Origin of the sequence: Magnetospira sp. QH-2 (assembly GCF_000968135.1) — a bacterium.
Classification (GTDB): Bacteria; Pseudomonadota; Alphaproteobacteria; order Rhodospirillales; family Magnetospiraceae; genus Magnetospira.
Window position 1 is genome coordinate 1,390,625 of the sequence record NZ_FO538765.1, and the last position, 22,248, is coordinate 1,412,872.

Below are 22,248 nucleotides of genomic sequence, written 5' to 3' on the forward strand. Positions count from 1 at the left end.
CAATGAGGTGGAGCTAAATTGATATACATTCTATTTACACGATGGGTCTCATTTATGCAACAAATTACGAATATAAGGAATATCTAATAAGCAAAGCACAGAAGAATGAGGTTAAATGAAAAAAATGAGGAATCCCTAAGAGGTAAGGATTGTGAAGTAAAAGACAACAGACGAAGGGGGGGGAGATGCTGTGGCATTTATGCCGCAGGGCGGTCTTCTTTTTCGGGAGGAGCTTCCGAGAAGACCTCCGCCATTGATTCCCGAGAGACCAAACCATGGAAGTCACCACTGTCGTTGAGGACCGGGACCGGGTAAGGCGATTCCAAGGTTGCCGGAAGGGCCTCTTGGATAACCATGTCTGCTTGGACACTGAGGGAATCCTCGACCATCTCGTGCAGCGCCGGGACCGGGGTCTGGCCGCAGGCATCTTCGAGCGCTTCTTGGGTCACGACGCCCTTGTACTCATCTTCATGGAAGACATAGCCATAATCTTCGGACCAGCCGCGCATCTGTTTGAGGGCTTCATCGATATTGGCTGTGGTCAGGCGGCAGGCCACCGGCTTCATCACCACATCGACACTGAGCACCCGCGCGCGGTTGACGTCGCGCACAAAGGCCTCCACGTAATCATCGGCCGGGTGCAACAGAATTTCTTCGGGACGTCCCACCTGCGACAGCATCCCGTCCTTGAGAATGGCGATTTTGTCGCCCAGGCGTAACGCTTCGTCCAGATCATGGGTAATGAAGACGATGGTCTTATGCAGTTTCTCTTGCAGTTCGATCAGTTGATCTTGCATGCCCGAGCGGATCAACGGGTCCAAGGCGCTGAAGGCCTCATCCATAAGCAACACTTCGGGGTCGGTGCAAAGGGCCCGGGCCAAGCCGACCCGTTGCTGTTGGCCGCCGGAAAGCTGCGACGGGTATTGGTCTTCGTAGCCTTCCAGCCCCACCGTTTTCAACCATTCCCGAGCCTTGGTCAGGCGTTCGTCCTTGCCAACTCCCTGCACGGAAAGACCATAGGCGACATTTTCCACCACCGTTCGGTGGGGCAGCAGGCCGAAGCGTTGGAACACCATGGACATTTTGTGTCGCCGGAAATTCTCCAGTTGAGTCTGGCCCAGACTCATCACGTCGGTGCCATCCACCACAATGGCGCCTTCGGTGGGATCGATCAGCCGGTTGAAGTGCCGGATCAAGGTGGATTTGCCCGAGCCGGACAGCCCCATGATGACGAAGATCTCGCCCTTGGCGATTTCCAGGTTGATATCCTTCAGGCCCACCGTATGGCCGGTTTCGGCGAGAATATCGTCTTTGCTCTTGCCTTGACGAACCAGCGGCATGACGGATTTGGGATCGGTCCCAAAGACCTTGGAAAGGTTTTCGACGCGAATGAGGATCTCAGGCACCGTGCATGCCCTCCAGGTGTTTTTGGGTCCGCTTGGCATAGGCCTGGGACACGCGGTCGAACATGATGGCGATGACCACGATGGCCAAGCCATTGAACAGGCCGAGGGTGAAATACTGATTGGTAATGGATTTGAGCACCGGTTGGCCCAATCCCTTGACGCCGATCATCGACGCGATCACCACCATGGCCAGCGCCATCATGATGGTCTGATTGATTCCGGCCATGATGGTCGGCAGGGCCAAGGGCAATTGGACCTGGAACAGCCTTTGCCGCTTGTTGGCGCCGAAGGCCGTTGCCGCTTCCAGCACTTCGCGGTCCACCAGCCGGATACCCAGGTTGGTCAATCGGATCACCGGCGGAATGGCATAGATGACCACGGCGATAACTCCCGGGACCTTGCCGATGCCCAGCAGCATGACCACCGGGATCAGGTATACGAAGGCAGGCATGGTCTGCATGATATCGAGCACCGGCGTGACGACGGCCTGAGTGCGGTCGGAGCGGGCCATCATGATGCCCGTGGGGACGCCGATGGCAATGGACAGCAAGGTGGCCACGGTGATGATGGCCAAGGTCCGCATGGTGTTGTCCCACATGCCGAAATAGCCGATAAGCGCAAAGGCCGCGCAGACCCCAATGGTGAGTTTGATCGAGCGGCTGGCCAAATAGGTCAGGCCCACCAGGACCGCCAGAACCACCGGCCAAGGCGTGGTGAGCAACAGCTTCTCAAAGCCGATCAGGAAGTGGAGCAGTGGATCGAAAAAGCCCTCGATGGCCTCGCCATAGCTGCGGGAGAAATCCCGATAAGCCCCATCCAGGGCCTTGCGGATAGCCACCAGGGAGGAACGCTCCATGGCGGGGAATTCCATTAACCAGTTCGATTCAGCCATTGGTCCGCTCGATTGTCGTTAACAGAATGCCGCGCGCCTTTGGCCCGTTGCGGGACCAAAGGCGCGGCGGGTCTTAAAGGTTGTCCAAGGCCTTTCTGATCTTGGCCGCCACGTCGGCGGGAACCCAGGCCTTCCAGGTGTCGGGATCGGACTTGAGGAAGTGCTCGGCGGCCACGTCGCCGTCGGCCTGTTCGTCCTCCATCCAGGCCAGCAAGGTATTCATCTTCACGTTGGTGAAGGCGCGTTTGCCCAGATAGGCGAAAGCCTCAGGAGACTTCGCCGCGAAACCGGTCACGGTCACGGTCACCACCGGCGAGGGCGGCCACATGGTTGTCTTGGGGTTTTCGCATTCGGCCTGGGCCAGGCAATCCTTGAAATAGGCCGGATCGTCTTTGGCTTCAAAATCGACCTTGACCATCGGGTACTTGCCGAGGATCGGGGTCGGGGCCCAGTAGTAACCGAACCAAGGCTCCTTGCGCTCATAGGCCTTGGCGATAGATCCGGCGAGGCCGGCGGCAGAACCCGGATCGACGATCTCGAAACCCGCATCGGCCAGTTTCATGGCAACAAACAGGTTGCCATTGGTGATCTGGCAGCCCCAACCGGCGGGGCAGCTATAGAAGGCGGACTTGTTCGGGTCTTCCGGGTGCTTGAACAGCTTGGCGTTGGCTTTGATACCGGAAATGGTGGCCAAGGACGGCTCCTTGTCGACCATGTATTGCGGCATCCAGAAGCCTTCTTCGCCGCCATCGGAGAGCGACGCGCCCGCAACCTTCAAACGGCCATCCGCGACACCGCGTTTGAGCTGCGAGGCAAAGGAATTGCTCCACAGTTCCGGCGCGATATCCGGTTCGCCTTTTTCGATCATCGAGGTGCCGGTGGGCATGGTGTCGCCCGGCACCAGTTCGGCATCACAGCCATAACCGTGCTGGAGGATGAACTTGTCCACATTGGCCATCAAGGCGGCCGATTTCCAGTTCATGTCGGCAATGGTGACTTTGCCACAGGCGGCATCGGCCTGTGTGGCAGTGGCGACGGCGGCGATCACGGCGACCGCACCCAAAATATGTTTCATGAAATCCTCTTAGCTGCTGTCCATCAAGGGCTTGGGAAGAGAGGTGGTGATCCTGTGGGGAGCTTTGGCTGCCGACCTTTACCGAATGAATCGGCATGGTTCTTAAAATAAAATCCTTACACCACTCAATTGCTGCAGAGTCTTGCACAGACATGCAGGGGAGTTCAACAGGTAATGGGGTGTCCAAGATCAGGCAAATATAATATATAGTGTCTACTTGTCAGGATACATTTTCTTCAAAGAAACGAAATGGTGCCAAGTTATTCTATCTGTGACCTGCGTGTATTCTGTTGGTATATCTTGGTCGTTGCCATGTATACAAGGTGTGAGGAGCCGGGTTTTGTATGATCTAACCTAAAAACCGCCCCGACGCACCAATGGCCGAGGTCAGCAAACCCAGAATCAGGTTGATTCCCACCAGCCTGCGTATGACCGCCATGGCGGCTCCGGCCACCGGCCAATTCTCCGCCGCGACCGCGCGACGAAAGCGATTGAACGGTACGGTATAGATATAGGCGTAGATACAGGCCATGAGCCCGCCCACCGCCGTCATGGTCCAAACCGCGTGGCTGGCATTGGCGAAACCATCGTAGTCCACCAAGATGATGGCCGTACCGGTGCCTAGCAAGGTTATCACGGCGACCCAGACCCAGATGAAAAAGCGCGGGAAGACCTGGTCGAGCAGCTTCAGCCGCACCGGTGGTTCCAAGGTGAGCACGGCGGGCCGCAGGGCCATATGGGCGAAAAACATGCCGCCGACCCAAATAATGGCCCCCAGAGCATGTAGTGCCGTGAGCAGCGCCGAAAAATGGCCGTATTCCATGATCAGGTCCTTGTCAGGCGGCCTTCTCGGCCTTTTGCAGGCGTCGGCCAATATCGATGGTGAGGGCGAGAATTTCGTCGGAGGCCGTCTTGTTGCCGCCACGTTCGGCGACACCCAGGCCTTCCATCATGGTGGCGGCGAAGGCGGTCCGATTGCCCAGGCCGGTTGCCAACACGGGCAGGTTCTGCTCGGCCAGGTCGGCGCGGATTTTGGCCACCAGTTTGCCGCGCGGCGGCACCCGATTGAGCAAACAGATCATGTCGCGGCCTTCGCCGAGCGCCAGATCAATGGTTGGTTGGGTGGCCCACAGATCCATGGGGCTGGGCTGCAAAGGCACCAGCACCAGATCGGCGGCGCGAATGGCCGCCTTGGCCTCGGTCTCCGCATGGGGCGGGCTGTCGATGAGGACCAGATCATAGTCGGCGCGCAGGCGGTTCAACTCGTTGCCCAATCGCCAGCCCGAGACATCGGACAGTTGCAACAGGTTGGCATCGCCCAGGCGCTCTTGGCGCACGGCGAACCAGCCGCCCAGGCTACCCTGGGGGTCGATGTCCACCAACGCCACCCGATGTCCCTGGCGGGAAAAGGCAACGGCCAGTTGGGCGGTGATGGTGGTCTTTCCCGCGCCGCCTTTCTGTTGTGCAATGGTCAGGATCCGTGCGCTCATCATCGGTCTCCTTGAGAGGAAAAAGTCTCAGTCAGGGCTGCCGCCACCCGGTTGAGAACCGGTGGCCAGCCTTCGCCCGGCATTTGGCGAAACAGTCGCAACGAGGGATACCAGGGTGTGTCGTCGCGGTCCATGCCCCAGCGCCAATCTGACATCACTGGCAACAAGACGAAGCAGGGCCGCCCCAGCGCTCCGGCCAAATGGGCAGCGGCCGTATCCACACTGATGATCAGGTCCAGCCGTTGCATGGCAGCGGCCGTCTCGGCGAAATCGGTGAGCTTGGGCGACAGGTCCTCCAGCGAGGAGGGGCAGTCGCCGAAATCCACCTGTAGGCTGACCCAATCCGCATCACCAAAGTCGGTCAAGGAGGTGAGGAGATCATCGGAAATAGATCGGTTGCGGTCATTGCCATGACTGGGATTGCCGCGCCAGACGAGACCGATCCGGGGGCGGTCCTGATCCGGGAGGGTCTCGGCCCAACGGGCGCGGGCCGCCTCGGAAGGCGAGAGATAGGGTTCGGTCATGCCGATCCCGGGCTCTTCCACGCCGAACAATAATGGCAAGCTCAACAGGGGGCCCTGGAAACCCGCCGGGGGCAGGGGCTCGCCCCAGGGAATCACCTGATCGACTCCCTCGGCGGTGGCCAGCAGGGGCGCCAGCTCCGGCGGACAGCCCAGCGCCAACCGGCCGACCCGTTCCCGCGCTTGCTTGGCGAATCGAATGAACTGGATGGCGTCGCCCGCGCCTTGCTCCGTATAGAGCAGCAAGGTGCCATGGGGCGAGGGGGTGCCGTTCCAGCGAATCATGGCGGGAGGCTTGTGCTCGCGGTATTCCTGGGTGCCAAAGCGCAGTTCGAAATTGAGCCAGCCCCGTTCCCAATGGCCCGCCCGGAGCAACGCCATTCCCAGAGACTTGCGGATTTCCGCGTTGCCCGGCTCCCGCTCGGCGGCCTGCTCAAAGGAGTCCAGGGCCTCGTCGAAGCGCCCCAGGTTTTGCAATACCAGTCCCAGGTTATAGCGCACCGGTCCCGACTCGGGGACCTGTGCCACCGCCTGCTCACAAAGGGGCAGGGCGGCCTCGAAATTGCCATTGGTCACATGCCGTCCGGCGAGATTGATCAGCGCCTCGATATTGTCCGGATCGGTGGCCAGTACCAGCTCCAGGGCAGCTATGTTCGTATTGTCATGCGAGTCGGTCATGGCGACAGCATGGCCGACATGGGGCCTGTGAATCCACAATTTCTTGACGACTTTATAACCCTGCCCTACAAGGCCGGTGGGCCGCGCCCTCCCAACGGGGCGAGACCCTTCTTTTTGTGGAAGGGAGATATTTCCAATGAATACCGTCGCCAAGCCGGACCTGCGTCCGGACAATCCCAATTTTTCTTCTGGTCCCTGCTCGAAACGTCCCGGATGGACGATCGAAGCCCTGTCCGGCGCCCTGGTGGGCCGGTCGCACCGGGCCAAACCCGCCAAAGCGCGGATCAAGCAGGTCATCGACCAATCCAAAGCGATCCTCGGCGTCCCCGACGACTATGTGCTGGGCATCGTTCCCGCCTCTGATACAGGGGCCGTGGAAATGGCGCTCTGGTCCATGCTTGGTGAGCGTGGGGTCGATATGCTGGTCTGGGAAAGCTTCGGCAAGGGCTGGGCGACCGATGTCACCAAGCAGCTTAAGCTCGACGACGTGCGGGTGATGGAAGCCGGTTACGGCGAATTGCCGGATCTGGGCGCGGTGGATTTCGCCCGCGACGTGGTGTTCACATGGAATGGCACCACCTCGGGGGTCAAGGTGCCCAACGGGGATTGGATTCCTTCTGACCGCGAGGGCCTGACCTTCTGCGACGCCACCTCGGCGGCCTTTGCCATGGACCTGCCCTGGGACAAGCTCGACGTGACCACCTACTCTTGGCAGAAGGTGCTGGGTGGCGAAGCACAGCACGGCATCCTGGTGCTGTCCCCGCGGGCCGTGGCCCGGCTGGAAAGCTACAGCCCCGATCGCCCGCTGCCAAAGATCTTCCGCATGACCAAGGGCGACAAGCTGATCGGCGGCATCTTCCAAGGCGCCACCATCAACACGGTCTCCATGATTGCCATCGAGGACGCCGTGGACGGCCTGACCTGGGCCGAAAGCGTCGGCGGATTGAAGGGGATGATTGGCCGTTCCACCGCCAACTTGAAGGTGATCGAGGATTTCGTCACCGCATCGGGCAATTTCGGTTTCCTGGCCAAGGACGCGGCGACCCGCTCCAACACCTCGGTCTGCCTGAACATCACCGCCCCCTGGTTCACCGCCCTGAGCGATGACGATCAGGCGGCGGCGGCCAAGAAGCTGGTTGGTTTGCTGGACGAAGAAGGTGCCGCCTACGATATCGGCGCTTACCGGGATGCTCCGGCGGGGCTGCGTATTTGGGCCGGAGGCACCATCGAAGCCGCCGATCTGGAAGCGCTCTGCCCATGGCTCGAATGGGGCCTGGCCGAAATTCAGAAAGACTTTTCATAATTAACGCGACTCCCTTTCTTCGTCCTTCCACAAGCTCTGGATGAAGAAAGGGGGGCCGCAATGACAACCTCATCCTGAACCTGTCGAAGGACCAAGGATGGAGGCGAGGGAGAGATTTATCATGGTTAAAGTCCTGATTTCCGACAAGATGGCCCCCGAAGCGGCGGAGATATTCCAAAGCCGCGGCATCGAGGTGGATGTCATCACCGGCATGACCCCTGACGAACTGAAGGCCTGCATCGGCCAGTACGATGGCCTGGCCATCCGTTCGGCCACCAAGGCCACCGCCGAGATCATCGAAGCCGCCGAGAACATGAAGGTCATTGGTCGCGCGGGTATCGGTACCGACAATATCGACAAGCCCGCCGCCACGGCAAAAGGCATCGTGGTGATGAACACCCCGTTCGGCAATTCCATCACCACCGCCGAACATGCCATCGCCATGATGATGGCCAGCGCGCGTATGTTGCCGCAGGCCAATTCATCCACGCATGGCGGTCTGTGGGAGAAGTCCAAGTTCATGGGTGTCGAGCTGATGGGCAAGACCCTGGGCGTCATCGGTACCGGCAACATCGGTTCCGCCGTTTGCGAGCGGGCCATCGGTCTGAAGATGAAAGTGGTCGCCTATGATCCGTTCTTGTCCGAGGAACGGGCCACCGAAATCGGCGTGGAAAAGGTGGATCTGGACGAATTGTTCGCCCGTGCCGACTTCATCACATTGCATACGCCGCTGACCGACGCCACCCGCGCCATCATCGACACCAAGGCCATGCTGAAGATGAAGAAGGGCGTGCGCATCATCAACTGTGCTCGCGGCGGGCTGGTGGTCGAAGCCGATCTGAAGCAGGCCATCGAGTCCGGCCATGTGGCGGGGGCGGCGCTGGATGTGTACGAGAACGAACCGGCCAAGGAAAACGCGTTGTTCGGTATGGACCAAGTGGTCTGTACCCCGCATTTGGGCGCTTCCACCACCGAAGCGCAGGAAAAGGTCGCCCTGCAAGTGGCCGAGCAGATGGCCGACTATCTGCTGACCGGTGCGGTGACCAATGCCTTGAATATGCCGTCGGTCTCCGCCGAGGATGCGCCGAAGCTCAAGCCCTATATGCAACTGGCGGATCAGATGGGGTCCTTTGCCGGGCAGATTATTGAGTCCGCCCTGTTGAAGGTCAACATCGAGTATTCCGGTGCCGCCATCGATCTCAACACCAAACCCCTGACAGCGATCATCCTGCGCGGCATCTTGGCGCCGTTGATGGATGATTCGGTCAATATGGTAAATGCACCGGTGCTGGCCAAGGAGCGGGATATCGCCGTCAGCGAAACCCGCAACGAAGGGGCTTGCGAGTATCACACCTTGATCCGCCTGGAAGTCACTACCGAAAAGCGCACGCGCAGTGTCTCGGGCACTCTGTTTGCCGGATCACCTCGGATCATCGAGATGGAAGGGGTGCCGGTGGATGCGGAGCTGTCCGCCCATATGCTCTATATCCATAACGAGGATAAGCCGGGCTTCATCGGTTCCTTGGGCACCCTGTTGGGCAACGAAGGCCTGAACATCGGCACGTTCCACCTGGGTCGCGATGATGCCGGGGCCCTGGCTCTGGTCGCCGTGGACCAGGAAGTGGGCGAGGATCTGGTGGAAAAGGTGGTGGCATTGCCCCATGTGACCAAAGGAAAAGCCTTGAAGTTCTAAAGGCTTATTGTCCCCCAAATGAGAAAGGCCGGACAGGGATCCGGCCTTTTTTTTGCGGTCGTGATGGCGGTCACAGATTTGTTAACCATTCAGCGCTACTCTAACCTTAGCGAAATAGCCGACAAAATCATGGCACTGATTTCTTGAAGAGGGATGTGCGTTATGACCAGCGGAATTATCGTTACTCAGGCAGCCCAGCAGAACCCGTTTTACGGCCATCTGCGTCCGACCCGTCAACGGCGGTTGATGAAGATCCTCGTCGAGACCTGGTCGGCGCTTATAAGCAAATCCTAATCTTGACTTCCTGGCAGTGGACGGCCACTTTCCGGCCAACCTTTTTGATCCGCTGAACGGGAAAGTTCTCTCCATGAAAATCGTGATCGCTCTCATCTTGGCCGGGACCATGGCCGCCTTGCCGGTAGCCGCACAGCAACCCGGGACGTCCGAGTCCTTTCCTCCATTGAACCTCAATGCGGGCGGGCCGCAGGACTATACCGGCCCCATGGCGCCCATGGACCTGCCATTTCCCATGCCTTTCGAACCGGGGCAGGGCGCAGAGCGGCCATCCATCGATCCGGGATACCAAGACCCACCCTATGAGACAATGGCACCGCAGGATTTTCGGATCCAACCGTCGGCCAAGGATACCAACCCCTGGCTCGATCCGCGCTTTACCAAATGCATCTTGGACAATCTCGACCGGCCCAAGGTCGATGCGGCGGTGCAGGCCTTGTACATGGCCTGCCGAGGGCTTTCGGCCCGGCGCTAACGCCTGTCGTGTTTGATCGAACCCGATCAAACGCGAAAGGATACTTTAACGCTGGGTTAGCTTGAATTCGATGCGGCGGTTGCGGCGCAGAGCCTCTTCGCCTTTACCCGCATCCAAGGCGTGCTGGTCGGCAAAGCCGGTCGCCGCCAGATGATTCGCGGGGATTCCTTCCGCGACCAAGAAACGCACAACCGAGATGGACCGGGCGGTGGACAGTTCCCAGTTGGAGGGATAGCGCCAGTTATTGATGGGCGTGCGGTCCGTGTGGCCATCCACGCGCAGGATCCAGTCCAGGTCGGAGGGAATCCGGTCGACCACGCTGCGCAGGGTGGTGGCCAAATCCTTCAGCTTGGCCTTGCCGCCCTCGCCCAGATCCGCGGAACCAGATCCGAATAACACTTCGGACTGCAAAACAAAGCGGTCACCGACAATGCGCACATCCTTCTCGTCGCCCAGAATGTCTCGCAGCCGTCCAAAGAATTCCGAGCGGTATCGAGCCAGTTCCTGTACTTTGGTGGCCAGGGCGGCGTTGAGACGCTTGCCCAGATCCATGATCTGTACATTCTGCTCGGTGTTCTTCTTTTCCGCCGCTTCCAAGGCTTCGTTCAAGGCGGCCATCTGGTCGCGGACGGCCTGAAGCTGCTGGTTGAGCAGGGCTGCCTGAGCGCGGGCGGTGGCCGAGAGTTCCTTTTCATCCGCAAGGGACGTATCTCTTGCCAGCAGCTTTTCTTCCAGCTCCTTTTTCAAGGCTACCAGAGCGGCCACCTGGTGATCCAATTGGGCTAGGCGGCTGTTCATGTCGGCCAGTTCCTGCAATTTCATCTGCAGGGTTTCGGTGCTGACGGTAATGGTCTTGTTGGCCTCGTCCAGTTCCGCCTTGGCCTTGGCCAGGGCGGCGGCATTGCGCAACATCTCCTTTTCCAGTTCGGAAAGCTTCTGGCGGTCCTTCTGAAGGCTGGTGAAGGCTTCGTCCATGTCTTGGTTGAGACGCGCATTCTCGGCTGTGAGACCGGCGTTGGCCACGTTGAGCAGGCGGACTTTCTCGGACAGGTCGTCACGGGATTTAACCGAGGCCTGCAATTCCTCCGACATCACCGCCGCATTGAGCCGCAAATCGGCGTTGGCGCGGCGCTCCAAGGCCAACAGGTCGGTCAATTCGGTGAGCTCGGATTGGATTCGAAGCAGAGCTTCGTCGCGACCCGACAGGGCATGGCTGAGCACGAACTGGGCGAGCACGAAAATCATCAATAGAAAGATGATGACCATCAACAAGGTGGCCAGGGCATCGACGAATCCCGGCCAAATGTCGGTTGTTTGGCGGTTTCTGCGGCGGATGGCGCCGGGCATCGGGGCGTCCTAGACCTGCGGATCCCCGCCCTGACCCAGGGCGGCGATGGTCCGTGCCAAGAGTTTGATCTCGCTACGCAATTGGCGCACGGTCTCATCTCGGCCGGTGGACATTTCTTCCATGATCCGGGCGGCGTAGACATCCAGGTTGCGCAGATGCCCGCGCGAAGTCTCGTCCAGGCCGCCCGAGCTGACCGAGGCATCGGCCAGCTTGTCGAGGATGGGGCGCATTTCGATTTGGGTTTCGGAGAGCTTTTTCAGCAAATGCTGTTCCGTGCGCATTTGGTCGGTCAGAATGCTGACCCGATCCACCAAGCTATTGATTCCGGCAAAGGTGTCTTGCCTGTTTTCCTCGCCCTTGGACAGGGTATGTTGCAAATTCTCCAGGCTTTCCGCCGTTTGTTCGAGCAGAGCCTGCACATAGGCCGGTACCGAATGATCGCCGCCGCCTTCGCCAAGTACGCCGCTCGACAACCGGGTTTGTCCGGACAGCCATTCTTCCAGATCATTATAAAAACGGTTCTGCGACTGCGAAGCCTGCAAATCCAGAAAGCCCAGCACCAACGATCCAGCGAGCCCGAACAGCGAAGAACTGAAGGCCGTGCCCATACCGCTGAGGGGGGCTTCCAGTCCCGCTTTCAATTCGCCGAACACGGCCCCCATGTTGCCCACGTCTTCGGGCAGGCTGCCAATGACATCGGCGATGGCACTGACCGTTTCCAGCAGCCCCCAAAAGGTGCCCAGCAGGCCGAGAAAGATCAGCAAGCCGATCATGTAGCGGGAGATATCCCGGGATTCATCCAGCCGCGAGGCAATACCGTCCAGCATGGTCTTGGTGGACAGGGTCGAAAGGCTCAGCGCATGGCCCCGCCGCTCTCCCATCATCGCCGCCATGGGGGCGAGCAGGGTCGGTTGGCGGGTATCGGAGAGGACGATGTCCTCGCGACGGAAATTCTCGATCCAGGTGACTTCGGGGTAAAGCATCAGCACTTGGCGGAAATTATAGATAATTCCCAAGAGCAAAACGCCAAGGATCAAGCCATTGAGCGGCGCGTTGGCCACGAAGGCGTCCTTGAGCGGCGGAAACAGCACAAAACAGCCGCCGCCGACCACCGCGAGAAACAGGAACATACGCGTCAGGAACCGTTGCGGCCGATTCATGGGGTCGGGGCTCCTTCGCCTATCCTATGGAACTATCGGACCACCGGGAGGATATCCACCCGGTTTACCGGTTCCTGATCGGTCTTATCACCGAGGGCGCGCACGTCTATGCGGTTGCTGGCGATGCCATTGTCCATCAGGAATGAGCGTACGGCCAGGGCCCGGGACAGGGAGACCCGCCGGGCGCGGCTGGCGGACAGGTCGCCACCGCCCGCATAAGCGCGGAGTTGCAGCCGCGAGGCGGGGGAATCGGTCAGGGTCTTGGCGGCGCTGGCCAGGGTGGTCCGGGCGTCGGCGGAGAGCCGGGTTTCCTCGCCCTTGAAAGTGACCATGGCCTTGGGTAACACGGCAGCCGCCTTGGCCATCGCGGCGGCAGGGGCCTCGGTCAGGGCAGCGACTTTCTGTTCGGCCTTTTCGGCCACCTCGGGCGCCGTGGGAACCTTGACCGCCTTGGGCGGTGCAGGGGGCGGGGTCAGACCCGGAGACTTGACGGGGGCCTTGGCGACCGGTGGCGCCGGGGGCGCGGGTGGGGCTTTGGGGGCCTGCGGGGGCGTCCCGGGTTTCGCGGCCACCACGGGCGCGGCCTTGACCGGTTCCGGCTTGGGCTGGGCTTTGGGCGGCGCGGGCGGCATGGGGGCCTTGGCCTTCACCGCTGGTGCGGCCGGCGGGGCTGGAGGCGCCGCGGGCGTTTTGACAATGGGAGTCGGGGCCGTGGTCGGCTGCTTGATCACCGGAGAGGCGACAGGCGTCTTGGCGGGCATGGCCTTGGGGGCGGGCATGGCCTTGGGAGCTGGCATGGCCTTGGGAGCTGGCATGGCCTTGGGAGCTGGCATGGATTGTGGCGGCGCCACTTCCAACCGCGAGACCGGTTCGGCGTCACGGCTCGGGGTGACCGGTCCGGTTGTCGGCATGGTTCCGCTGCGGGGCATGCTGCGCGCCGCCATGGCCGATCCATTGGATAGGTGCGGCGCTGGAAGATGCAGGGTGGAGCGGGGATAGCGGCTATTGGGCATCAACAGACCGTCACGACCATAGGACTGCGGACCGACCGAGGCGCCATAGCCCGTCGATGAGGAGCCGCTCCCCAGGCCAATGGCGCTCAGATCCACCACCACATTGGGATTGTAGCCGCTTTGGGCATGGGCAGAGCCAGCCACGGCCAAGAGCGCCACCAGGGCAAAACCGCCCGAGGCGACCGAAGTCCCCGTTTCCTTCAACCAAGCCGATTTTTTGCGTGTCATTTGCCGCCCCGTTCGGACATGCCGCTGATATCTCGGCCACCATAGCCCAGAGGGTCAACGAATCTCAACAGGTTATCTTATAGTTTAGGCTTTGATCGCCCGTTGCAGCATACGGGTGAAGGGGCCATGCATGCGGTCATTGGCGGCGATCACCGAGCCTTGCTCGAACATCTTCTGTCCGCCCTTCATGTCCGATACGTACCCGCCCGCTTCACGAACCAGCAAAATACCGGCGGCCATGTCCCAGGTTTGGATACCCTGTTCCCAATAACCGTCATAGCGTCCGGCGGCCACATAGGCCAGATCCAGGGCAGCGGAGCCCATGCGGCGAATGCCCGACGAGACTTCCATCACCGCTTCGGCGGTTTTGAGGAACGTATCGTGCCCCGGGCGCCCCTTGTAAGGAATACCGGTGGCGAACAGGGCCTGGCTCATATCGGTGCGGCCCGAGACCCGCAGACGGCGGTCATTGAGGTGCGCCCCTTCGCCTTTGACCGCCCAGAAGGTTTCGTCATAGACCGGGTTATAAACCAATCCTTCGAGCAGTTCCCCATTGCGCTCGTGAGCGATGCAAATGGCGAAATGAGGAATACCGTGCAGGAAATTGGTGGTGCCGTCGATGGGATCGATGATCCAACGATCGCCACTATCGTCGCCCGCCACTTCGCCCTGTTCTTCCATCAGAAATCCCCAGCCGGGCCGAGCCTTGCTCAGTTCCTCGAACAGGATTTTTTCGGTCCGCAAGTCGGCGGCGGTGACGAAATCCGCCGGACCCTTCTTGGAAACCTGGAGGTTCTCCAACTCGCCAAAGTCACGGATCAGCTTGCGGGAGGCCTTGGAGGCGGCAGCCATCATCACATTGATGACAGGATTGCGGACGGTACGCATGGGAGTTCTTGTTCCTTAAATCAGTCCTTGGCCCGTTCCACATAGGTGGAATCGACCGTGGCCACCACCACGCGGGTGCCGGTGGTGATATGCGGCGGCACCATGATGCGCACGCCGTTGTCGAGCACTGCGGGCTTATAGGAAGAAGACGCGGTCTGGCCCTTGATCACCGCATCGGCCTCGACCACTTCGCAGGTCACCTTTTCCGGCAATTGTACGCCGATGGGGCTGCTTTCATGGCTTTCGATGATCACCTGCATGCCTTCTTGCAGGTAAGCCACCATATCCTCGCCGATCATCTCTTCGGCCAGGGCAACTTGATCGTAGGTTTCGTTGTCCATGAAGGTATGCATATCGCCATCGGAAAACAGGAACTGGAAGTTCCGCTGTTCCAAGGTGGCGCGCTCAACGGTCTCGGATGAACGGAAACGCTCGTTGAGTTTGGTTCCGTCACGAATGTCCTTCAGTTCGGCCTGGGTATAGGCCCCGCCTTTACCCGGCTGGGTATGGGAGATCTTCACACAGCGCCAAAGGCGCCCCTGATGCTCAATGACCATGCCCGGGCGGACGGCGTTCCCGTTGATCTTCATAATAAGCTCACCTGTCGAGAATGGGTTTGGGGTCCGAAACAGGCGCGGAACCTACCAGCTTGGGCGCGGTCATGCAATGGGGCTGGTCCCGCCCGGCGGCTATTGACCAAAGTCAAGGGTCTCACGCCTGGGTCTTGGCATGCTTGCCATCAATTCCCAAGGGCATATGAGTGAGGTCGGTATGGATATCCGGACCGGAGGATGGGTGCTGGTTGGCGGCATGGTGATGGCCATGGCCGCCGTGGCCGTCGTGTTGCTTGGCGGACCTGTCTCCGACATGGGGCGTACAGACAGCCTGGAGCCGGTCGATCTGACCCTCAAGGGCCATGAGTTCCAGGTGCCTAAGGCCTATCTCTGGTACAAACCGCAATGGGATGGGGCGGTGGAAAATGCCGTGCTGATGGCGGCCGTCTGGGGCACCGACCAGGCGGGCCTGCGTCCGTTCAGCGAAGAAACCAAGGCCTTTTTCAAAGGCGGTATGGGATTACCCTACAAGGTCTCCTTCGACCTGTTTGCCATGGTTCCCGGGGAGCAACTGGAAGATCTCTATTTCAAGCCGGGGTATCAAGAAACCTGCCAATGGGAGCGCGAGGGCTTCAAGGTCTGCCCGCATCCAGAGACCCCCCATTTTTACGAGGTGCTGGTCAACTCAAACGGCGAGCGTCCCTTGGCGCTCACCTGCCGCAAACAGGCGGTGGACCGCTCGCCGTTCTGCACGGTTGATCTGCCCTATGCCCTGGGCCTCAAGCTAACGGTCGGGTTTCACGCCAAACGGCTGGCCGAGGTGGGCGATATCATTGATGCGGTCTTGGATCGGGTCTGTGGATTCCGACGATCAGGAACACCGCAAGTGGCGCAATGCCAATCCTAAAGTCTATGGCAGGCTGCTAAAAAAGTGTTGTCCTACGGTCCGCCGCGCCCTTCGTCCCTCGACAAGCTCGGGATGAGGAAGCTCAGGGTGAGGCTAACATATTGAAATTCAAAGGCCCTCATGCTGGGCTTGTCGAAGCATGTGTCGGCACAGGCTCGAAATCGGACTTTTTCAGATGGCGGTAATCGAGCAGTCAGGGATTGCCTAAACAGTCAGCTGGTCTCCACACTCGGTCTTGATCAAGTATCCGGGTCAATTCCTGGACATGGAACAGAGGAGACCAGCTATGGAGTATTTTGTTGGAATGGACGTATCGATGGCAAGCATTTCGATCTGTGAGATTGATGCAAAGGGAACCGTCATTCGCGAAGGCAAGGTGTCAAGCACACCCGAGGCGGTCGCCACTTGGCTCGAGGAAAGCGGGCGTGGCTTTGCGCGAATTGGGTTGGAAGCTGGCCCTCTGGCGCCTTGGCTGTACGCAGGACTGTCCAGTCGGGGCCTCCCTGTGATTTGTATCGAGACCCGGCAAATGAAGGCCTTTGCCAGCGCCAGCCCAGTCAAGACGGACCGTCGCGACGCCCGCTTGATCAGCCAGGCGATGCGGACCGGTTTGTACCGCGCGACCCACGTCAAGACCGCGCGCAGTCAGGAGCTCCGGATGGTGCTGACCCATCGGGAGACCCTGGTTCATCAGGTCCGTCAGTTGTCCAATACGGTACGAGGAACATTGAAAGCTTTCGGCCTCAAGGTCGGTATGGCGCGCGGACGCCTTTTCGCGGCGCGGGTTCGGGAATTGACGGCTGATAACCCGCACCTCAGCGCAGCCGCCGAGCCGCTCTTGCTTGCGCGCCAAGCCTTGCTCGAACAACTCGACAAGCTCGACCGGCAGGTTCATGCCGCTGCGCGCGATGATAGCGTTTGCCGGCGCCTGATGACCGTTCCCGGCGTCGGCCCAGTTACCGCCCTCGCTTTCAGGACAGGACTCGACGTGCCGGAACGGTTTCAAAAGTCGGTCATGGTCGGCGCCCACTTCGGGCTTGTCCCACGCAGATACGCCTCGGGAGAGCAGGACCGAAGCGGCCCCATCAGCAAGTGCGGAGATGCCATGGTTCGTTGGCTTTTGTTCGAGGCCGCCAATGCACTTCTCACTCGAACCCGCCGTTGGTCCTGGCTCAAACACTGGGGGCTCGCGGTCGCCAAAAGGCGCGGGATGAAACGCGCCAAGGTCGCCGTTGCCCGGCGTCTCGCCGTAATCATGCATCGCATGTGGATCGACGGCACGGACTTCCAGTACCGCAAGGAGGAGACCGCCATCTAAACACAACGAAAACCGAGATCGCCTGAAGGGCGGCCAGGACGCGTGGCGACGCGCGGGGCTCGGATGACAGCGCGCAGGCTGCAGTGGCGTAAGACCACGCTTTTCAGATTGCTGCACCCGATCCCCCTTGATCCCCATCATGCGGCGACGACGTCGACCGCGGACAGAAGCAAAGGGCGCCACATACCCCAGGTTCAAACCGACGGCTTGGAAATCAGCTTGACTCAAATGACTCGATTACAGAAGCAGCCTGTTAGATCACGACGGAATCGGATCCAATGAAGTCGTGCCTGTCCAACGGGACCGGTCGGACGGGACAGCGGCTAGACAAGCGCGTTGAAGGCTTTGATCGCCGCCGCTGGACCTTCAGGATGATCCCAAACGCCTGACGAAACGGCCAGAAAATCGGCCCCGGCTTCGATCAGCGGGCGGGCGTTGTCGGTGGTGATGCCGCCGATGGCGACGCAAGGCACGGTCATCAGTTCCATCCACCAGGTGATCAGGTCCGGTTCCGCGCGCGCCTTGGGATCTTTTGTTGTCGTCGGGTAAAACGCGCCGAAGGCCACATAGTCGGCGCCGGCATCGGCGGCTTCCATGGCCAGATGGCGGGAATCGTGACAGGTCACCCCGACAATGGCCTTGTCGCCGACCTCGGTCCGGGCCTTTTTATAGGACCAATCATCCTGACCCACATGGACCCCGTCACAGCCGCATTCGGCGGCCAAATCCGGTCGGTCATTTAGAATGAAGGCCACATCGCGGGACTGGGTCAGGGGGCGCAGGATGTCACAGGCCCGACGGATTTCATCGTCGACCAAGTCTTTCAGCCGCAGTTGCAGACAGGCCACGTCGCCGGCGTCCAGGGTCTCGATCAGCAACGGCGCAAAGGCCTCCGGTTCGAGCCGGGGCGGCGTGATGAGATATAGACGGCAGGAAGAATCGGTCATGATGGCCGGATCATAGCGAAAAATCGGCGGCGGTACGAAACCATTCCCGGCAATCCCGTTCCGGATATCCCGCTTCGCCCAGATCCAAGGCATCGGGATAGGTCCCGATCAGGTGGGCCCCTTGTTTTTGCGCCATGTCACGGATTTTGCTCAGGACCTCCTCCGGGGCGTCGAGAGTGATCCATCGGGCGCCCCGCCTCAGCGCATTGAGCGCCATGCCGGGCTGATCGCCGCAGTGGAGCAGGGCGGCCGTTTCCAGACCCGAATACTCATGAGCAATCTGCTTTGTCATCGCGACGAAGATCCCCGCCCCCAGGACCTCCGCCCCATAGGGGGGCGAGCAAAGCAACAGGCCGCGCTTGGCCGCGTTGGCTTGCGCCGACGCCAACCGACAATGCGCCAAGCAATGGACGATGACCGGAACCATGGGGTAAGACTCTGCACCGTCGTGGCCAAGGAGATCAAGCCGTGGAATTTTTTGCCCAAGCCAAGGGAATCTGGACCGAGGAGGATTTGCGCTCTCGCCTGACCATCGGCAGCCTGGTGGAACATTGTGCCTCAATCACCGAAATTATCGATACGGGGGATGGTGTTTCGGGGGAAATCTATTCGGTCTGGGGGCAATTCAAACTGGAGCGGAGTTTGGTGCGCGGCGGTGTCCGGTTCGCCATGCCCACCTGTCCCAACGCCATGGCCTGGACCGTGACCACCGGCTTCCCTCCCGATCCCGACGCGGCCTTGATCCATTGCACCATCAACCGTCCGGATCACGACCCGGATTTCATCGAGTCCTTGGAGGAATTTGTCGAGGATTGGCGGGTGGGTCTGGAAAAGGCGGCATAGGGTACCCATCTAGATTCCCGGTAACCGGGAGGCTCCGATGCGGTACGTATTTCTCATGCTGGCGGCGCTATGGATGAGGCCGACCGAGGCGTCAGAATGGCGCTTCGAGTTTCTCCGGGCCAGCGACGCGGTCCTGGGCGACCCCCATGATCTGCATCTCTCGCCCGACGGGCGGTATCTCTACGTGTCGGATGTGGATAACGATCGGGTGGCGGTGCTCGATCCGGAAAGCCTCGAACTGGTTGGCTCTTTCGGCGCGGGGGAGCAATCGGGAACGCACGACATCGATTTGGATGAAGCCGGAAAGGCCTATGTGGCCGATACCAATTCCGGCCGCGTACTCATTTACGAGGTTAGCGGAAGCCAGGGGAAACTGGTCGGCGATCTCAGCGGGCGGCTGCGGGGCCCGGAAGGGGTGCTGGCCCATCCCAATGGACGGATCTATGCCGCCGGGGCCTGGTCGGGGAACGTCGTGGCCTATGAACGGGGCAAGGTCGTGGCGGAATTGACCGGTCTGTGGTCGCCCCATGATTTGGAGCTGGCGGCGGATGGCGATATTTGGCTGGCCGAGGCCGGTAGCGACCGGTTGCTGTTGTTGTCGCCGGAGCTGAAAATTCTGCGTGAACTGTCCGGTGCGCCTTATCATTTCAACGGCGTGCGCTATCTGGACCGGATGACCGACGGCACCCTCATCGCCGCCGACAAGGATAGCCACCGTGTCCTCGTGATCGGGGCCGACGGGGCGCTGCTCTCGGTCCTCGGCAGCGGCGAGGCGGGGCGGGGCCCGAATCAATTCACCACCCCCGAAGGGGTGGCGATCAAAGGAGACCGGGTTTGGTTGTCGGATTCCGGGAACGACCGGGTGGTGCTGTACCGGATCAGGCGCGACGGTTAGCGCGTGTCGGGTCCGATCTGACCCGTTAAACACGCGCGACCTTATTGGAAGCGATCACGACGTGATCTAGACCGCCTGCGAACCCAGCCCAGGCCCGCCAGTCCGGCGCCGAAAAGAGCCAGGGAGGCCGGTTCCGGAACCCGGATCCACGAAAAAAAGCGGGACCCGAGGGTCCCGCTCCTTAAATCGCGATGACGTGCGAGGCTGGCTTAGTTGGCCGCCACATGCTCGACGAAGCGCAGCATGTTGCAGGTGTAGCCATACTCGTTGTCGTACCAGGAAACGACCTTGACGAAGGTGCCGTCCAGCTGAATGCCGGCTTCGGCGTCGAAGATCGAAGAAGCGGTGTAGCCCCGGAAGTCGGTGGAGACCACCTTCTCGTCGGTGTAGGCCAGAGTGCCCTTCATTTCGCCTTCGGCGGCGGACTTCATGGCAGCACAGATGTCGTCATAGGACGCATCCTTGTCCAGTTCCACGGTCAGATCGACCACCGACACGTCGGAAGTCGGCACGCGGAAGGCCATGCCGGTCAGCTTGCCGTTCAGTTCCGGCAGCACCACGCCGACAGCCTTGGCGGCGCCGGTGGAGGACGGGATGATGTTCTCCAGGATGCCACGACCACCGCGCCAATCCTTCATGGACGGGCCGTCAACGGTCTTCTGAGTGGCGGTGGCGGCGTGAACGGTGGTCATCAGGCCGCGCTTGAGGCCCCACTTGTCGTTCAGCACTTTGGCGATCGGCGCCAGGCAGTTGGTGGTGCAGGACGCGGCCGAAACGATGGCCTGACCGGCGTAATCGTTGTGGTTCACGCCGTACACGAACATCGGGGTGCCGTCCTTGGACGGGGCGGATTGAACCACCTTCGGGGCGCCAGCCGCGACGTGCTTCTGGCAGCTTTCCTCGGTGAGGAAGAAACCGGTGCACTCGACCACCAGGTCCACGTTCACGTCGCCCCACTTGAGGTCGGCGGGATCGCGCTCGGCGGTCAGGCGGATGGTCTTGCCGTCCACCACCAGGTTGTTGCCGGACACGGAAACGTCGCCGCCGAAGCGACCGTGCACCGAGTCATACTTGAGCATGTAAGCCAGGTAGTCAGCGTCCAACAGATCGTTGATCGCGACAACCTCGATGCCCGGGAAATCCTTCGCCACGGCACGGAAAACCATCCGTCCGATGCGACCGAAACCATTAATACCAATGCGAATTGCCATTACTATCCTCCGTACCGCTTGGGTTTTTTTGTTCAATGTGCTTTGGAACACGAATTGAACAGGAACATACACACGGATCCGGCCCGCCTGAACACCCGTTAGGCGAACCGCCCCCTACCCGTGAGGGTGGCTTGTTAGTCTGTTGAGTCGATTTTGCTACGCCCCACGCGGCGTACATTCGCGCGAACGGCCTTCCGGGTCAACCGGATTCCCCGGAAACTTCGTTGTTGCGGCGCACCGCTCCAGTTGACGGCGGGTGGGTGGTGGACCTATCTTGGCCCGACACCACTCGGATTTCTTACCGACGTGGCCAAACCCGAGGAGCCCACCCCCTTGACTGTCGGCGATATGGATACCACCACGCGGCTGGACCGGGCGCAGGAGCGTTTGGACAAGGCCCTGGCACGCCTGGACGCCGCCTTGCAAAAGGGCGGGGAGATCGCGGCCTCGACTCCGAGTCAGGAAGTGGCCGAGGAAATTTCCCGGCTCAATGAGGAAAACGCCAGACTGCGCGAAGCGACCCACTCGGTGTCGCGGCGCCTGGATTCGACCATTAGCCGCCTGAAGGCGGTCCTCGAAGGGTAGGAGGCCCCCATGGCTCAAGTGACCGTGGAGATCAACGGCCGCAGGTATCAAATCGCCTGCGATGACGGCCAGGAAGCCCATCTGACTCGATTGGCGGCCTATATCGACAAGCAGGTCGGCGAACTGGTTGGCACCGTCGGGCAGATCGGCGATGCCCGTTTGCTGGTCATGGCCAGCTTGATGATTTCCGATGAACTGTCCGATGCCTACTCCGAACTGGAGATCTTGCGGGGGGGCACCGATGCCGTCACGGCACGTCGCAAAGCCGATGACAAGATGGCCGAACGCATCGAGGCCCTGGCCCAGCGGGTGGAATCATTTGCCCTGAAGCTCGAGGAAGCTTAGTATCGAAGCAAGACGGGCGCTGCGCGGCGCGTCAGGTAGCAATTCCCTGGGGCCGTAAATATCTTCTAGGGAGCTGTCCCTGCCTAACCCCTGGGTTTGGTATATGGCGCCCACCTGCACCTGCAGGTCACAGAGGACTTCAAAGCCAACGGTCGAGGCGGCCCCGTCCCATTTTCCTT

The 22,248-nt window shown here is 60.5% G+C and carries 25 protein-coding genes and 1 other RNA gene; 11 read left to right on the forward strand and 15 right to left on the reverse strand.

All coding sequences use genetic code 11. The annotated features are described in order from the left end of the window. Positions 1-197 precede the first annotated feature (197 nt). The 6 genes from MGMAQ_RS06495 to MGMAQ_RS19430 form a co-directional block, all read right to left on the reverse strand. A complete protein-coding gene (locus MGMAQ_RS06495; RefSeq protein ID WP_046020905.1) occupies positions 198-1,406 on the reverse strand; it encodes a glycine betaine/L-proline ABC transporter ATP-binding protein in 1,209 nt (402 codons plus the stop codon). Beyond that, the gene (locus MGMAQ_RS06500) at positions 1,399-2,262 is read right to left on the reverse strand and encodes a proline/glycine betaine ABC transporter permease (RefSeq protein ID WP_252508690.1); all 864 of its coding nucleotides are present in this window, start codon (positions 2,260-2,262) and stop codon (positions 1,399-1,401) included. Before MGMAQ_RS06500 ends, MGMAQ_RS06495 begins: the two co-directional genes overlap by 8 nt. Before the next feature lie 109 nt (positions 2,263-2,371). Further along, positions 2,372-3,373, reverse strand: coding sequence for an ABC transporter substrate-binding protein (locus MGMAQ_RS06505; RefSeq protein ID WP_046020907.1), 1,002 nt, complete (start codon positions 3,371-3,373; stop codon positions 2,372-2,374). Between the two features lie 349 nt (positions 3,374-3,722). Continuing rightward, positions 3,723-4,196, reverse strand: a complete 474-nt coding sequence (locus tag MGMAQ_RS06510; RefSeq protein WP_046020908.1) for a CopD family protein — start codon at positions 4,194-4,196, stop codon at positions 3,723-3,725. Positions 4,197-4,209: 13 nt separating this feature from the next. After that, the gene (parA, locus tag MGMAQ_RS06515; RefSeq protein ID WP_046020909.1) at positions 4,210-4,863 is read right to left on the reverse strand and encodes a ParA family partition ATPase; all 654 of its coding nucleotides are present in this window, start codon (positions 4,861-4,863) and stop codon (positions 4,210-4,212) included. Continuing rightward, complete coding sequence (locus MGMAQ_RS19430) at positions 4,863-6,062, reverse strand: tetratricopeptide repeat protein (RefSeq protein WP_052716187.1); 1,200 nt, start codon at positions 6,060-6,062, stop codon at positions 4,863-4,865. The genes parA and MGMAQ_RS19430 overlap by 1 nt, the downstream gene beginning before the upstream one ends. A 136-nt stretch (positions 6,063-6,198) precedes the next feature. Between MGMAQ_RS19430 and MGMAQ_RS06525 the strand changes: the two genes are divergently transcribed. The 4 genes from MGMAQ_RS06525 to MGMAQ_RS06535 all read left to right on the forward strand — a co-directional run bounded on the left by MGMAQ_RS06525 (position 6,199) and on the right by MGMAQ_RS06535 (position 9,827). Further along, positions 6,199-7,365 carry a phosphoserine transaminase gene (locus tag MGMAQ_RS06525; protein WP_046020910.1) on the forward strand — a complete coding sequence of 389 codons (1,167 nt, stop codon included), beginning with the start codon at positions 6,199-6,201 and terminating at the stop codon, positions 7,363-7,365. Positions 7,366-7,486: 121 nt separating this feature from the next. After that, a complete protein-coding gene (gene serA, locus MGMAQ_RS06530; RefSeq protein WP_046020911.1) occupies positions 7,487-9,058 on the forward strand; it encodes a phosphoglycerate dehydrogenase in 1,572 nt (523 codons plus the stop codon). Between the two features lie 162 nt (positions 9,059-9,220). Next, on the forward strand, positions 9,221-9,352 hold the full coding sequence (locus MGMAQ_RS21505; RefSeq protein ID WP_256379964.1) for a hypothetical protein: 132 nt from the start codon (positions 9,221-9,223) through the stop codon (positions 9,350-9,352). 73 nt (positions 9,353-9,425) lie between these two features. Then, positions 9,426-9,827: a hypothetical protein gene (locus MGMAQ_RS06535; RefSeq protein ID WP_046020912.1), complete on the forward strand. Its 402-nt coding sequence runs from the start codon at positions 9,426-9,428 to the stop codon at positions 9,825-9,827. A 45-nt stretch (positions 9,828-9,872) separates the two neighbouring features. Here MGMAQ_RS06535 and MGMAQ_RS06540 read toward each other — a convergent pair whose 3' ends face one another. From MGMAQ_RS06540 to efp, 5 genes are all read right to left on the reverse strand, one after another. After that, a complete protein-coding gene (locus MGMAQ_RS06540) occupies positions 9,873-11,174 on the reverse strand; it encodes a peptidoglycan -binding protein (RefSeq protein ID WP_046020913.1) in 1,302 nt (433 codons plus the stop codon). A 9-nt stretch (positions 11,175-11,183) separates the two neighbouring features. Next, entirely contained in the window at positions 11,184-12,335 is a 1,152-nt protein-coding gene (locus MGMAQ_RS06545; protein WP_046020914.1) for a hypothetical protein, read from the reverse strand. A gap of 32 nt (positions 12,336-12,367) precedes the next feature. After that, positions 12,368-13,576 (reverse strand): OmpA family protein, encoded by a 1,209-nt coding sequence (locus MGMAQ_RS20670; RefSeq protein ID WP_052716188.1) that lies wholly within the window; start codon positions 13,574-13,576, stop codon positions 12,368-12,370. An 84-nt stretch (positions 13,577-13,660) separates the two neighbouring features. After that, the gene (locus tag MGMAQ_RS06555) at positions 13,661-14,464 is read right to left on the reverse strand and encodes an inositol monophosphatase family protein (protein WP_046020915.1); all 804 of its coding nucleotides are present in this window, start codon (positions 14,462-14,464) and stop codon (positions 13,661-13,663) included. Positions 14,465-14,484: 20 nt separating this feature from the next. After that, entirely contained in the window at positions 14,485-15,054 is a 570-nt protein-coding gene (gene efp / locus MGMAQ_RS06560; protein WP_046020916.1) for an elongation factor P, read from the reverse strand. A gap of 181 nt (positions 15,055-15,235) precedes the next feature. On the opposite strand from efp, the gene MGMAQ_RS06565 reads away from it, so the two are divergent. Together MGMAQ_RS06565 and MGMAQ_RS06570 are read left to right on the forward strand one after the other, a co-directional pair. Next, a complete protein-coding gene (locus MGMAQ_RS06565) occupies positions 15,236-15,925 on the forward strand; it encodes a hypothetical protein (RefSeq protein WP_158498800.1) in 690 nt (229 codons plus the stop codon). A 286-nt stretch (positions 15,926-16,211) separates the two neighbouring features. Beyond that, the gene (locus MGMAQ_RS06570) at positions 16,212-17,243 is read left to right on the forward strand and encodes an IS110 family transposase (protein ID WP_046020119.1); all 1,032 of its coding nucleotides are present in this window, start codon (positions 16,212-16,214) and stop codon (positions 17,241-17,243) included. 323 nt (positions 17,244-17,566) lie between these two features. Here MGMAQ_RS06570 and thiE read toward each other — a convergent pair whose 3' ends face one another. Beyond that, on the reverse strand, positions 17,567-18,190 hold the full coding sequence (gene thiE / locus MGMAQ_RS06575; protein ID WP_046020918.1) for a thiamine phosphate synthase: 624 nt from the start codon (positions 18,188-18,190) through the stop codon (positions 17,567-17,569). Between the two features lie 10 nt (positions 18,191-18,200). Further along, a complete protein-coding gene (locus MGMAQ_RS06580; protein WP_046020919.1) occupies positions 18,201-18,617 on the reverse strand; it encodes a hypothetical protein in 417 nt (138 codons plus the stop codon). 41 nt (positions 18,618-18,658) lie between these two features. Here MGMAQ_RS06580 and MGMAQ_RS06585 point away from each other — a divergent pair, with 41 nt between their 5' ends. After that, on the forward strand, positions 18,659-19,033 hold the full coding sequence (locus MGMAQ_RS06585) for a hypothetical protein (RefSeq protein WP_046020920.1): 375 nt from the start codon (positions 18,659-18,661) through the stop codon (positions 19,031-19,033). 37 nt (positions 19,034-19,070) lie between these two features. After that, positions 19,071-19,928 (forward strand): NHL repeat-containing protein, encoded by an 858-nt coding sequence (locus MGMAQ_RS06590; RefSeq protein ID WP_046020921.1) that lies wholly within the window; start codon positions 19,071-19,073, stop codon positions 19,926-19,928. A 41-nt stretch (positions 19,929-19,969) separates the two neighbouring features. On the opposite strand, the gene MGMAQ_RS21595 is transcribed toward MGMAQ_RS06590, so the two are convergent. Together MGMAQ_RS21595 and gap are read right to left on the reverse strand one after the other, a co-directional pair. After that, positions 19,970-20,074 (reverse strand): PEP-CTERM sorting domain-containing protein, encoded by a 105-nt coding sequence (locus MGMAQ_RS21595; RefSeq protein WP_082085564.1) that lies wholly within the window; start codon positions 20,072-20,074, stop codon positions 19,970-19,972. A gap of 63 nt (positions 20,075-20,137) precedes the next feature. Continuing rightward, positions 20,138-21,139, reverse strand: a complete 1,002-nt coding sequence (gap, locus tag MGMAQ_RS06595) for a type I glyceraldehyde-3-phosphate dehydrogenase (RefSeq protein ID WP_046020922.1) — start codon at positions 21,137-21,139, stop codon at positions 20,138-20,140. Positions 21,140-21,472: 333 nt separating this feature from the next. Between gap and MGMAQ_RS06600 the strand changes: the two genes are divergently transcribed. The 3 genes from MGMAQ_RS06600 (at position 21,473) to ssrS (ending at position 22,237) form a co-directional block, all read left to right on the forward strand. Further along, a complete protein-coding gene (locus tag MGMAQ_RS06600) occupies positions 21,473-21,724 on the forward strand; it encodes a hypothetical protein (RefSeq protein ID WP_148560873.1) in 252 nt (83 codons plus the stop codon). 9 nt (positions 21,725-21,733) lie between these two features. Beyond that, positions 21,734-22,069, forward strand: coding sequence for a cell division protein ZapA (locus MGMAQ_RS06605; RefSeq protein ID WP_046020924.1), 336 nt, complete (start codon positions 21,734-21,736; stop codon positions 22,067-22,069). 13 nt (positions 22,070-22,082) lie between these two features. Continuing rightward, positions 22,083-22,237: non-coding RNA, 6S RNA (gene ssrS / locus MGMAQ_RS20085), on the forward strand. Positions 22,238-22,248 lie beyond the last annotated feature (11 nt).